General features: G+C 55.8%; 12 protein-coding genes. 5 read left to right on the plus strand and 7 right to left on the minus strand.

Annotated features, from left to right (window positions below):
- Window positions 1-7 precede the first annotated feature (7 nt).
- From ytfQ to rplM, 3 genes are all read right to left on the minus strand, one after another.
- Window positions 8-958, minus strand: coding sequence for a galactofuranose ABC transporter, galactofuranose-binding protein YtfQ (gene ytfQ / locus ACN0TS_RS08325; protein ID WP_417258885.1), 951 nt, complete (start codon window positions 956-958; stop codon window positions 8-10).
- 559 nt (window positions 959-1,517) lie between these two features.
- Window positions 1,518-2,003 (minus strand): 30S ribosomal protein S9, encoded by a 486-nt coding sequence (gene rpsI, locus ACN0TS_RS08330; protein ID WP_417258886.1) that lies wholly within the window; start codon window positions 2,001-2,003, stop codon window positions 1,518-1,520.
- A 2-nt stretch (window positions 2,004-2,005) separates the two neighbouring features.
- Entirely contained in the window at window positions 2,006-2,470 is a 465-nt protein-coding gene (gene rplM / locus ACN0TS_RS08335) for a 50S ribosomal protein L13 (protein WP_417258887.1), read from the minus strand.
- Between the two features lie 227 nt (window positions 2,471-2,697).
- Here rplM and ACN0TS_RS08340 point away from each other — a divergent pair, with 227 nt between their 5' ends.
- From ACN0TS_RS08340 to typA, 5 genes are all read left to right on the plus strand, one after another.
- On the plus strand, window positions 2,698-3,387 hold the full coding sequence (locus ACN0TS_RS08340; RefSeq protein WP_417258888.1) for a VIT1/CCC1 transporter family protein: 690 nt from the start codon (window positions 2,698-2,700) through the stop codon (window positions 3,385-3,387).
- Between the two features lie 124 nt (window positions 3,388-3,511).
- On the plus strand, window positions 3,512-4,726 hold the full coding sequence (locus ACN0TS_RS08345; protein WP_417258889.1) for an NADP-dependent isocitrate dehydrogenase: 1,215 nt from the start codon (window positions 3,512-3,514) through the stop codon (window positions 4,724-4,726).
- Window positions 4,727-4,835: 109 nt separating this feature from the next.
- A complete protein-coding gene (locus ACN0TS_RS08350; RefSeq protein ID WP_417258890.1) occupies window positions 4,836-5,459 on the plus strand; it encodes a YitT family protein in 624 nt (207 codons plus the stop codon).
- 76 nt (window positions 5,460-5,535) lie between these two features.
- Window positions 5,536-6,150 carry a YitT family protein gene (locus ACN0TS_RS08355; RefSeq protein WP_417258891.1) on the plus strand — a complete coding sequence of 205 codons (615 nt, stop codon included), beginning with the start codon at window positions 5,536-5,538 and terminating at the stop codon, window positions 6,148-6,150.
- A 195-nt stretch (window positions 6,151-6,345) separates the two neighbouring features.
- Window positions 6,346-8,163, plus strand: coding sequence for a translational GTPase TypA (typA, locus tag ACN0TS_RS08360; protein ID WP_417258892.1), 1,818 nt, complete (start codon window positions 6,346-6,348; stop codon window positions 8,161-8,163).
- Window positions 8,164-8,244: 81 nt separating this feature from the next.
- Here typA and ACN0TS_RS08365 read toward each other — a convergent pair whose 3' ends face one another.
- The 4 genes from ACN0TS_RS08365 to recA form a co-directional block, all read right to left on the minus strand.
- On the minus strand, window positions 8,245-8,625 hold the full coding sequence (locus ACN0TS_RS08365; protein ID WP_417258893.1) for a VOC family protein: 381 nt from the start codon (window positions 8,623-8,625) through the stop codon (window positions 8,245-8,247).
- Window positions 8,626-8,742: 117 nt separating this feature from the next.
- Window positions 8,743-9,030, minus strand: a complete 288-nt coding sequence (locus ACN0TS_RS08370) for a DUF1330 domain-containing protein (RefSeq protein WP_417258894.1) — start codon at window positions 9,028-9,030, stop codon at window positions 8,743-8,745.
- Between the two features lie 67 nt (window positions 9,031-9,097).
- Complete coding sequence (gene alaS / locus ACN0TS_RS08375) at window positions 9,098-11,752, minus strand: alanine--tRNA ligase (RefSeq protein WP_417258895.1); 2,655 nt, start codon at window positions 11,750-11,752, stop codon at window positions 9,098-9,100.
- Window positions 11,753-11,902: 150 nt separating this feature from the next.
- Window positions 11,903-12,997 (minus strand): recombinase RecA, encoded by a 1,095-nt coding sequence (gene recA, locus ACN0TS_RS08380; RefSeq protein WP_417258896.1) that lies wholly within the window; start codon window positions 12,995-12,997, stop codon window positions 11,903-11,905.
- Window positions 12,998-13,194: the final 197 nt, after the last annotated feature.

A 13,194-nucleotide genomic window follows, 5' to 3' on the forward strand; every position in this document is an offset into this window, starting at 1 on the left:
GTTCTGGTTAGTAGCCCAGACCTTTTTTGATCTCATAAACTGCCTGATTGTCGTCTGCCGCCGTGTAAAGACGCGATTCGGTTTGGATCCATTTTGGTGGCACAGTGCCGTAAGCCAAGTAGGATGCCAAAGCGTCCAACGCAGGGCCTGCCATGTTTGGCGTCAACTCGATCGTGGCGTTCATTTCACCATTTGCGAGTGCCAAGTGTGCATCAGGAACCGCGTCAATAGCAACGATTTTGATGTCGACACCAGGTTTCAGACCTGCTTCACGCACAGCCTGAATGGCGCCAACTGCCATGTCATCATTGTGAGCGTAAAGCGCACAGATGTTCTCGCCACCTTCGGCCTTAAGGAAACTTTCCATCACGACTTTACCCTGAGAACGGGTGAAATCCCCTGTTTGCGAACGGACGATTTCGAGGTTGTCGTGACCTGCGATAGCCTGTTCAAACCCCTTTTTGCGATCAATGGCTGGGGACGATCCCGTTGTGCCTTGAAGCTCGACGATGCGGCAATCCGCGCCCGCTTGGTCATCGACCAACCATTGACCTGCAACCATACCCTCATGGACCAGATCGGATGTAACAGCCGTCAGGTACAGGTCATCGGATGCGTCGACGGTGCGATCCAGAAGAATGACGGGAATGTCCGCATCCTTGGCTTCTTCGAGAATTTCATCCCAACCTGTGGCCACAACGGGCGCGATCAAAATTGCATCTACGCCCTGCGCAATAAAGGAGCGCAGCGCAGAAATCTGGTTTTCCTGTTTTTGCTGTGCGTCAGCAAATTTGAGGTTAATGCCACGGGCTTCTGCTTGTTGTTTTGTGACCGTGGTTTCGGCCGCGCGCCAACCGGATTCCGATCCGATTTGTGAAAAGCCGATAGTGACCTCCGCCGAAACGGCAAAGGGGGCCAAGGCGACGACAGACGCGAGTAGTGTTGATTTGATATTCATGAGTTCCTCCCAAAACTTTAAGTGAGGTCATTAAGTATTACTTTATTATTTTTGTAAAGCGCGACGTGTTTTAGCCCGCTAAAACGCGGATTTTTCATGGGCAAACGCCCCCCCAAAAAACGACACATCACGCGCCGACAAAAGACAGCTTGAGAGATCAAGGCGACATTAAAGAAATCACTATAAAGTATTCAATATAAACATGATTTCAGAAAACAGGGCGTCACAAAAATCAAGACACCTCACCTCCACCATAGCCGCGCAGCCGCGTAATGGGGACCACGACGAACAGACAACTGCGCCACGCAGAGTAATGAGGTTGGGTGAGTGTCAAAGTGCCGATTAGCGGTGTCACAGCACTGTCAGGAAAGCATGGTTTCATGCGGCAACGAATCAATTCAGCATCCCCACAGTCCCGCGCAAAGAGTGTGTGGAGACCAAACAGCGGGCGACACACGGGGGCTAAAGCGGCAGACCCACTCGCCCACTCAAACAAACGAAAAGGCCGCCCACGATCCTGTCGGGGCGGCCTTTCCAATTCGACATCCAGTGTAGCGGATTAACGCTTGGAGAACTGGAAGGAACGACGTGCTTTACGACGACCGAATTTCTTACGCTCAACAACGCGGCTATCGCGTGTGATGAAGCCTGCGGCTTTCAAAGCGCCACGCAGTTCGGGGTTGTAAAGTTGCAGAGCTTTGGAGATGCCGTGCTTCACTGCGCCAGCTTGGCCGGAGAGACCGCCGCCTTTAACAGTTGCAACAACATCGAACTCGCCTTCAACGCCGGCAACCTGCGATGGCTGCTTGACGATCAACTGCAGAACGGGACGGGCGAAGTAAACGCTCATCTCTTTGCCGTTGACGGTGACCTTGCCAGAGCCAGGTTTGATCCACACGCGGGCAACCGCATCTTTACGCTTACCAGTCGCATAGGAGCGGCCGAGTTCATCACGTACGGGTTCACGGGGCGCTACAACTTCGGTCGTTGCCTCGCCACCGGCGACGGCATTCAGCTCGTCGAGGGATTTGATTTCATCAACCATGATTACGCGCTCCGAGTGTTTTTCTTGTTCATGGACTTCACGTCCAGGACTTCAGGCTTTTGAGCCTCGTGAGGATGCTCGGTGCCTGCATAGACGCGCAGGTTTGTCATCACTTTGCGAGACAGCTTGTTGCCTGGAAGCATACGCTGAACAGCTTTCGTCACGAGACGCTCGGGGTGTTTGCCCTCAAGGATCTGACCAGCGGTGCGCTGTTTGATGCCACCTGGATAACCAGTGTGCCAGTAGTGGATTTTGTCGGTGCGCTTTTTGCCTGTCATCTGCACTTTGTCAGCGTTGATAACAATCACGTTGTCGCCCATGTCGACGGACGGTGTGAACGTGGCTTTGTGCTTGCCGCGCAAACGCATGGCGACGATAGACGCAAGACGGCCAAGAACAACGCCTTCAGCGTCGATGATGATCCATTTCTTGTCCACGTCCGCCGGAGTAGCGGTAAAAGTCTTCATGATAGATGCCCTTTGGGGTCGATACTTCAGATTGGGGTGTTCTATAGGTTTCACACGCACAGTCAAGCGCAACAAACCCTTATTAATCATTCAAAAACAATGCGTTATGAAATAGGTATCATTATACCCCAAAATTCAGCACTTCTTTCACCCCTCATTGCGCTCGCGCAAGCCAAAAGAGATCAAATCGTCTACACTCAGCATACTTATGCCCCACGGAGCCCATGATGACCAAACGTGCCCAATTTACCGACCACCTTAAACAAATCGTCTACGGCGGCAATGACGGGATTGTCACCACATTTGCCATTGTTGCGGGCTTTGCGGGCGCCGAAGCCCAAGGCACCGCCCAGATCGGTGCTTTGGCCGTGTTGCTGTTCGGCTTGGCCAATTTGTTTGCCGATGCCACCTCTATGGGCTTGGGGGAATTCCTGTCCGCCCGTGCCGCTCGTGACATGATAAAACGCCGCCGCGCCACCTTGGCCCGTGACCCGTCTGCGCAAGTGGACGCGCTGACAACACATCTCAAATCGCGCGGATTATCGACGCTTGATGCCACAACGATGGCTTCGCTCACCGCCAAATCGCCCGCGCTGATGGCGGAACTGACCCTAAGCCAAGTCGACGGGATCGAAGACCCCGGCCAAGGGCCACTATGGCCACGGGCCCTTGTCACCTTTGTGTCCTTTGTCATCTTCGGAACCATTCCACTCCTGCCTTACTTGCTCGGCCTTCCCGTCTCGACACAGACCCGCGCCGCAGTCATTGCCACCTTTATCGCACTAATCTTGCTGGGACTGTTGCGCCATGTCGCCACCCGTGCGGGTCTTGTGCGTTGCGTCGGAGAAACGGTCACGCTAGGGGGAGTGTGCGCCGGCGTTGCCTATGGTGTCGGCCTGATTGTGGCGGGCGGATAAATGAGCCGAAGCGCCGCCGCACTTTTCTAGTATACCAATGTATACAGCACTTCCCCCTACCCCGACTTTACGCTATATACACCCCGAGACATAAGCATCGCCCATATCCAAGGAGCGCGACCCGATGACAAAGATCAAGGTAGACAACCCGATCGTCGAAATGGACGGAGATGAGATGACCCGCATCATGTGGGCGTTCATCAAAGAGAAACTGATCCTGCCGTATCTCGACCTCGATCTGCTGTATTATGATCTGGGAATTGAATCACGCGACGAGACCAACGACCAAATCACCATTGATGCCGCTGAAAAGACCAAAGAGGTCGGTGTCGCGGTGAAATGCGCGACCATCACGCCCGATGAGGCCCGCGTCGAGGAATTTGGCCTCAAACAGATGTGGCGCTCTCCCAACGGGACGATCCGCAACATCATTGGCGGGACGATCTTCCGTCAGCCGATCATCTGTAAAAACGTGCCGCGCCTTGTTCCAGGCTGGACCAAACCCATTGTCGTCGGGCGTCATGCCTATGGCGACCAGTATAAAGCCACCGACTTTACCTTCCCCTCCGCAGGTAAATTGACGATGAAATTCGTTGGTGAAGACGGCACGGTAATCGAGAAGGAAGTCTTTGATGCGCCCTCCGCTGGGGTCTATCAGGCGATGTATAACCTCGACGACAGCATCCGCGATTTCGCCTATGCCTCGCTCAACTACGGCCTCAACCTCGGCTGGCCCGTTTACCTGTCGACCAAAAACACCATCCTCAAGGCCTATGACGGTCGTTTCAAAGACATCTTTGAAGAGGTCTATGAGGCCGAATTTGCCGAAAAGTTCAAAGAAGCGGGCATCTGGTATGAGCACCGCCTCATCGACGATATGGTCGCCTGCGCGCTCAAATGGTCGGGTGGATTTGTCTGGGCCTGTAAGAACTACGACGGCGACGTGCAGTCGGATACGGTTGCGCAGGGCTTCGGCAGCCTTGGCATGATGACCTCGCAACTGATGACGCCAGACGGGAAGATCGTCGAAGCCGAAGCCGCCCACGGCACCGTGACGCGCCACTACCGTCAGCACCAAGCAGGCGAAGCCACTTCAACCAACTCCATTGCGTCGATCTACGCATGGACGGGTGGCCTCAAACACCGCGCCAAACTCGACAACAACGAGCAATTGATGCGCTTCGCCACAACCTTGGAGAAGGTGATCGTCGACACCGTTGAAAGCGGCCACATGACCAAAGACCTCGCACTTTTGGTCGGCCCCGATCAAAGCTGGCTCACCACCATGGGCTTCCTTGAGAAGATCGACGAAAATCTCAACAAGGCTCTCGTGGGTTAACCCCTATATGCCACATTATTAAGCATTGGGCTGCCCTCACGGGTGGCCCTTTTTGTTATGTCGACATATCCTGCTAGACAGGTCAGCAGTGCTGCCATAAGATAACCCCATGCCATCTCCCATCCCTCTCCCGATTGACCCGCCGAAACATACCGCACTTGAGGATCTGCAAGGGTTCTCAATCAGCCTTGTGACAACGGCAATCGGACTGAGTTTCATCACCCAACTGGGGTTCATCACTGGACAAACGGCGGGCTTGGCCTTGGTCATTTCCTACCTCACGGACTGGTCCTTCTCATGGGTGTTCTGGATTATCAACATCCCCTTCTACGCCTTGGCATGGACGCAGATGGGGAAAGAGTTCACTCTAAAATCAATCGCTTGCGTGACATCCTTATCGCTTTTGATGGAGGTCGTCCCCAACTGGATGCAATTTTCCCACCTCAACCCGTTGTTCGGGATTGTGGCCTTTGGCGTCCTCACGGGATACGGGCTTCTCGGCACGTTTCGCCACAAAGGCTCGCTTGGGGGCTTGGGCGTGGTGGCGCTCTACGCCCAAGACCGCTTTGGCATCCGCGCAGGACTGGTGCAGCTCGGCTTTGACGCCATTCTATTCGGGGTCGCCTTTTTCCTCTTTGCGCCCGAACGCGTGCTTTATTCGCTGCTCGGCGCTTTGATCCTCAACGGTGTGATCGCCTTCAACCACCGCCGCGACCGCTACATCGCGCCATAGTCCGCTCTCGCCTACGGCAAAAGACATTTGTACCGCCCCTCTTGATTTCCTGCGCGTTTCGGTATCCAAGACCGCCATGCAGACAAAAGAACAAACCGCCGCCAGTCACACCCTTTTTGAAGACGCCCAAGGATTCATCTTTGGCACCGCCATGTGCGCCTTTGCCGTGGTAATGTTACGAGACATGGGATTCATCACTGGTCAGACCGCAGGCCTCGCCCTGCTCGCGTCCTATGTGCTTGAAGCGCCGTTCGGGTGGGTGTTTTTCGCGGTGAACCTGCCGTTCTACTGGTTTGGCTACAAACGCATGGGCGTGAAATTCGTTCTCAAGACCTTTGCCTGCGTCGCCCTGATTTCCGGCTTTTCCGAACTGTTTCCGCATCTGGTCTCGTTTGAGCGCGTCGATCCAATTTTCGGCGCAGTGATGATCGGCTTCCTCCAAGGCGCAGGGCTTATGGCCATCTTCCGCCACGGCGGTTCATTGGGCGGCATCGGCATTCTGGCGCTCTACTTACAAGACGCGACGAAACTCAAAGCGGGCTATGTGCAGCTTGGCTTCGACGCCGTTCTCTTCGCTGTCGCGGCCTTCCTCTTGCCCCTGTCGCAGGTTGGTTACTCGCTCTTGGGCGCTGTGATCCTGAACCTCGTCATCGCCATCAACCACCGCCGCGACCGCTATATCGCAATGTAAACATCGCATCGCGAGTTTACGGCAGATAGTGGCAGCCTTAACAGATCACGCCATAATATTACGTGTCATGACACTCTAGAGCACGATTAACACAGGAAAGCGCGTGCATCGCCGCGTCGCCTCCTTTTCTTCTGGTCTTTTGGCGCAACACGCGTTACGGGCAGCGCAAACCCTTTACCTACGGATAGAACCTTAATGGACCTTCGCAATATCGCAATCATCGCTCACGTGGACCACGGCAAGACGACTCTGGTGGACGAGCTACTCAAACAATCGGGCACGTACCGTGAAAACCAAGCCACCACCGAGCGGGCTATGGACAGCAACGATCTGGAGCGTGAGCGCGGGATTACCATCCTCGCGAAAGCCACCTCTGTGGAATACAAAGGCCACCGCATCAATATCGTTGACACGCCAGGCCACGCCGACTTCGGTGGCGAAGTCGAACGCATCCTGTCCATGGTCGACGGTGTTGTCCTTTTGGTGGACGCCGCCGAAGGCCCGATGCCCCAGACTAAATTTGTGACCTCGAAAGCGCTCGCTCTTGGCCTGCGCCCGATCGTTGTTCTCAACAAGGTCGACAAGCCCGACGCCGAGCCTGACCGTGCGCTCGACGAGTGTTTTGACCTGTTCGCCTCCCTCGACGCTGACGAAGATCAACTCGACTTCCCCCACCTCTACGCCTCTGGTCGTAGCGGTTGGTGCGACACGGAACTCGACGGTCCGCGCAAGAACCTCGACGCGCTGTTCAACCTCATCTTGAACCACGTCCCTGCGCCAAAGCAGCTCAAAAAACAAAATGAACCGTTCACAATGCTCGCCACAACCCTCGGCGCTGACCCCTTCTTGGGGCGTTTGCTCACGGGGCGTGTTGAAACAGGTACGTTGAAAACAGGCGCAACCATTCAGGCGCTGACCCGCAACGGCCAAAAGATCGAGCAGTTCCAAGTCAAGAAAATCCAAGCCTTCCGCGGCCTTGGGATGCAGGACATTGACGAAGCTATCGCCGGCGACATCGTTTCCGTCGCAGGCATGTCCAAAGCCACCGTGTCGGACACGCTTTGTGCGCTTGAAATCGAAACGCCGCTTGAGGCGCAGCCGATTGACCCGCCAACCATCACCGTCACCTTTGGCATCAACGACAGCCCGCTTGCGGGTCGCGATGGTAAAAAAGTGCAATCGCGCGTCATCCGTGACCGCCTGATGCGCGAAGCCGAAGTGAACGTGGCGATTAAAGTCACCGACACCCCCGGTGGTGAAGCCTTTGAGGTTGCCGGACGTGGCGAGCTTCAAATGGGAGTTCTGATCGAAAACATGCGCCGTGAAGGGTTCGAATTGTCGATCTCCCGCCCGCAGGTTCTGATCCGCGAAATCGACGGCGTGAAAATGGAGCCCATTGAGGAAGTCACCATTGACGTGGATGACGAATACTCCGGCGCCGTGATCGAGAAACTGACAGGCGCACGCAAAGGCGACCTGACGGAGATGAAACAACAAAACGGCAAGACACGCATCATTGCCAACGTCCCCTCGCGTGGCCTCATCGGCTACCACGGTGAATTCCTCACCGATACGCGCGGCACTGGCGTTCTCAACCGTGTGTTCCACGAATGGGCCCCGCACAAAGGTCACATTCCGGGCCGCCGCGCAGGTGTTCTCATCTCTATGGATGCAGGGAAAGCCGTGTCTTACGCCCTGTGGAAACTTGAAGATCGCGGTCACTTCTTCATCGGTGCGCAGGAAGATGTCTACCAAGGCATGATCATCGGCGAGCACACCCGTGAAAACGATCTCGAAGTGAACCCCCTCAAAGGCAAGCAGCTCACCAACGTGCGCGCCTCTGGCACCGATGACGCTGTGCGTCTGACCACGCCCGTGACGCTGACACTGGAGCAAGCGATTGCCTATATCGACGACGACGAGTTGGTCGAAGTCACGCCAAACGCGATCCGTCTGCGCAAACGCTTCCTCGACCCGCATGAGCGCAAGCGCCAAGGTCGTTCCGCGCAGTAAGCGCCACCACAAGTACCGAATACAAAAGGGCGACCCAAGCGGTCGCCCTTTTTGCGTCTCCCGCTTGTTAGAGATTGCGGATTACGGCTTGTCCACATGTTGATCAAACATGATCGTATTGCCGTCAGGATCGGTGAAGATGATATGATCTGGCCCTGTGCCCTCCGGATCCGCGGCTTTTACCATGTCAACACCTGCGGCCTTCAGCTGGTCCTGCACGTGGCGCACATCCTCAAACGTCTCCACAGGCTGCGCGTTCGTATTCCATCCGGGATTGAACGTCAGAATGTTGGCCTCAAACATGTCTTGGTAGAGGCCGATGATGGCATCGCCATTCTTTAAGATCAGATAGTTATGCGCCTCATCACCGCCAAATTTTTCAAATCCAAGCGTCTCGTAAAACGTCTTTGACGCCTTTAAATCCTTGACCGTCAGGCTCACTGAAAAACATCCCAAACTCATGGCTCGCTCCATTCATTTATGCAAAGTGCGCCAATGATGCCGAACCTATGGGCAATTTCCAAACAAAAACGCCCCGCTCATAACAAGCAGGGCGTGATCTCAGAGCGGTTGCGCGGTTTAGTCGAGCAGTTCGACAATCACCAAATCGCGCTCGGAACTGTCCTTGGCAAAGGCAAGCGCCTCTTGATATTCGGGCGAGTTATAGCAGGCCTCTGCTGCCGCGATGCTCTCGAAACGGATCACGACATTGCGGGGACGCTCGCGCCCCTCCATCTGCTTATAAGCGCCACCACGGGCGATAAATTCGCCGCCATGTTTGGCAATCGCAGGCCCTGCGAGCTTGGCATATTTGCCGTATTCTTCTTCGTCCGTCACCGTCACATTCGTGATCCAAAGTGCAGCCATTTCAGTGTCCTTCTTATGAAATCATTGCGGGTGCGCGGCCACGCTCATTGCGCGGCCCTCACGGTCCTTATGCCGTCAACACAGCCTCAGCAGCGGCAATCGCGGCCTCGGCGCCCGAGAAATCCTTGCCCCCGCCTTGCGCCATGTCGGCACGGCCACCGCCGCCCTTGCCGCCCACTGCGGGCACAGCGGCCTTGAGCACATCCACGGCGGACACACGATCCACCAGATCGTCCGTCACGCCACAGGCCACGGCGACTTTACCGTCATCATCGGCAATCAAAAGGATCACGCCAGAGCCAAGGTTGTTTTTATGGGCGTCGATCAATCCGCGCAGGTCTTTGCCCGACACGCCTTGCAAGGCTTGGGCCAAAAACGGCACGCCGTTCACATCGCGGGCCTCGACAGCGCCACCAGAGGCTCCACCGCCCATAGCGATTTGTTGGCGCAGATTTACGACCTCTTGTTCGAGTTTTTTACGCTCGTCGCTGAGTGCTTTGACGCGGTCCACGACCTCGCCCACGGGGGCTTTCAAAAGCGTGGCGACCTCATCGGCGCGCCCTGCGGCCTGCGCCATGTAATCAAGTGCCGCCTGCCCTGTGAGAGCCTCAATACGGCGCACACCTGCGGATGATGCGCTATCGCCGGTGATAATGCACACACCGATATCGCCCGTGCGCGCCACATGGGTGCCGCCACAGAGTTCGAGCGAATAGGTCTTGCCATCAACGCCCTTTCCCGTATCGGCACGGCCCATCGAGACAACCCGCACCTCGTCGCCGTATTTCTCGCCAAACAGCGCCTGTGCGCCAATGGCACGGGCATCGTCGGGCGTCATAATACGGGTTTCGACGGAGGTGTTTTGACGGATGAACGCGTTCACATCGGCCTCAACCGTGGCCAGTTCTTCAGCACTCAATGCCTTGCCATGCGAAAAGTCGAAGCGCAAACGATCAGGCGCATTCAACGACCCGCGTTGCGCCACATGATCACCCAACGTGACGCGCAGCGCCTCGTGTAACAGGTGGGTGGCGGAGTGATTGGCGCGAATAGCAGCACGGCGGGCGTGATCGACTTCCAGCACCGCAGGCTCGCCAACCGTGATCGTTCCCTCAACGACTTCGGCCATGTGGATGAACACGCCTGCAACCTTTTTGGTGTCCGTGACTTTGGCAATATTACCGTCGATCCGGATCACACCCGTGTCGCCGACCTGACCGCCGCTTTCGCCGTAGAAGGGCGTCTGGTTGACGACGATTTGCACCGTGTCACCTGCATTTACAGATTCCACACGTGCGCCGTCCTTGACCAGTGCGACGATCTCGCCCTCGGCCTTTTCGGTCTCATAGCCCAAGAATTCAGTGGTGCCTTTGTCCTCGGCGACGTCATACCACACGGTTGCGTCGGCCGTTTCACCCGATCCGGCCCAAGCGGCGCGGGCTTTGGCTTTTTGCTCGGCCATCGCCGCATCGAAGCCATCGGTGTCGACCTCACGGCCCTTTTCGCGCAACGCATCCTGCGTCAAATCGAGCGGGAAACCATAGGTGTCATAGAGCTTGAACGCCGCGGAACCGGCCAGTTTTTCGCCTTCGGGCAGCCCGTCCAATTCGTCGTCGAGCAATTTCAACCCGCGATCAAGTGTCTGTTTGAACCGTGTTTCCTCAAGGCGCAGCGTCTCTTCGATCATCGACTGACCTTGGCGCAGCTCGGGGTAAGCGTCGCCCATCTGGCGCACCAATTCGGGCACAAGGCTGTGCATGATCGGATCTTTCGCCCCAAGCAAATGCGCGTGACGCATGGCGCGGCGCATGATGCGGCGCAACACATAACCGCGGCCCTCATTCGATGGCATCACACCATCGGCAATCAGGAACGAGGTCGAGCGAAGGTGATCGGCAATCACACGGTGATGCACGTTTTTGTCACCATAGGGATCGACGGAGGTGGCATGAGCCGAAGCCTCGATCAGCGCCTTCATCATGTCGGTGTCGTAGTTGTCGTGGCTGCCCTGCAAAAGCGCCGCAATCCGCTCAAGCCCCATGCCCGTGTCGATGGATTGCATATCCAGTTCGGTCATGGACCCATCCGCAAACCGCTCGTTCTGCATGAACACGACGTTCCAAATCTCGATGAAACGGTCGCCATCTTCCTCAGGTGTTCCGGGAAGGCCGCCCCAGATATGATCGCCGTGATCGTAGAAAATTTCGGTGCACGGACCGCAAGGCCCCGTGTCGCCCATCTGCCAGAAGTTGTCGGAGGTGGCAATGCGGATGATCCGGTCTTCGGGAACACCAACCTTTTTCCAGATGTCGAACGCCTCGTCATCGGTGTGGTAGACGGTCACATAGAGCTTGTCTTTGGGGATGCCGAACACCCCCGTGATCAATTCCCATGCAAAGGGGATCGCTTCCTCCTTGAAATAGTCGCCGAAGGAGAAGTTGCCGAGCATCTCAAAGAACGTGTGGTGACGGGCGGTGTAGCCAACGTTGTCGAGGTCGTTGTGTTTGCCCCCTGCCCGCACGCATTTTTGCGCCGAGGTGGCCCGCACATAGTCGCGCTTTTCCACACCCGTGAAGCAGTTTTTGAACTGAACCATACCCGAGTTGGTGAACATCAAGGTGGGATCATTGCGCGGGACCAGCGGAGAACTGTCCACGACCGTATGGCCGTTGCTGTCGAAATAGTTCAGGAATGTGGAGCGAATGTCGTTGACGCTAGGCATATCACAGGGCTCTTGTTTTTGGGCAGGGATTGGCGTTGCATCGGGTTTATCGCCCCTTTGAGAGCCTGTCCATCACCCCACAATGCAAAAGGGCCGAAACCCGATGGTTCCGACCCTTTTTTCAGTGGATTTTAGCGCAGGATGCGTGGCTTATTCGGCCTCATCGCCCTCAACAACGTCTGTGATCTCTTCAATCGCAGCCATCTCTTTACCAAGATCGAACTCAAGCCCGTGAGAGGCGCGGATTTTGTCCTCGATCTCAAGCGCAAAATGGGTGTTTTCCTTGAGGAACCGTTTGGCGTTTTCACGGCCCTGCCCGATACGTTCGTCCCCATAAGAGAACCACGATCCCGACTTGTCGATCACGCCCGCTTTCACACCGAGGTCCAGAAGCTCACCCGTTTTGGAAATACCTTCGCCATACATGATGTCGAATTCCACCTGTTTGAAGGGTGGCGCCACTTTGTTTTTGACGACCTTCACGCGGGTCTCGGAGCCGACAACTTCGTCGCGATCCTTGATCTGGCCAATGCGGCGAATATCAAGACGCACGGAAGAATAGAATTTCAACGCGTTGCCGCCCGTGGTGGTTTCGGGCGAGCCGAACATCACGCCGATTTTCATGCGGATCTGGTTGATGAAGATCACGGTACATTTGGAGCGGTTGATCGACCCTGTCAGCTTGCGCATGGCTTGCGACATCAAACGGGCCTGCACACCAACAGAGCTATCGCCCATGTCACCCTCAAGTTCGGATTTCGGCGTCAACGCGGCGACGGAGTCGACAACAACGAGCGACACAGCACCGGAGCGCACCAAGGTGTCCACAATCTCGAGCGCCTGCTCACCTGTGTCAGGCTGCGAAATCAGCAGTTCGTCAAGGTCCACACCCAGCTTGCGGGCATAGATCGGATCAAGCGCGTGCTCCGCATCCACAAAGGCGCAGACGCCGCCTTTTTTCTGTTCTTCGGCGACACAGTGCAGCGTCAGGGTTGTTTTACCCGAGGACTCAGGGCCGTAGATTTCAATGATGCGCCCGTTTGGCAAACCGCCTATGCCAAGCGCGATGTCGAGGCCAAGCGAGCCTGTGGACGTAGCTTCGATCTCATGGGCGGGATTATCCGCGCCCATTTTCATAATCGAGCCCTTGCCAAATTGACGCTCAATCTGCGCCAAAGCGCTATCGAGGGCTTTTTGCTTATTGCTGTCGTTTTTGCTCATCTCTACTACCGCTGCTTTAGCCATTGGTCTCTACCCTTATTTCACACCCACCTTGGGGCGGCAACGGAAACTCGATGGTCCGTGACCTTCCACAAGGACAGGTTATGTTCCTGTCTTGTTCTCTTGCCTCCTTATGAGATCAAAAAGAGAACATTTCAACAAAAATCTGACGAGGTCAGGAGTGGCAGAAATTGGTTAATGTTTCATTTAGGGGAAAATTT

The organism is Celeribacter sp. (genome assembly GCF_048266405.1).
Taxonomy (GTDB): Bacteria; Pseudomonadota; Alphaproteobacteria; order Rhodobacterales; family Rhodobacteraceae; genus Celeribacter.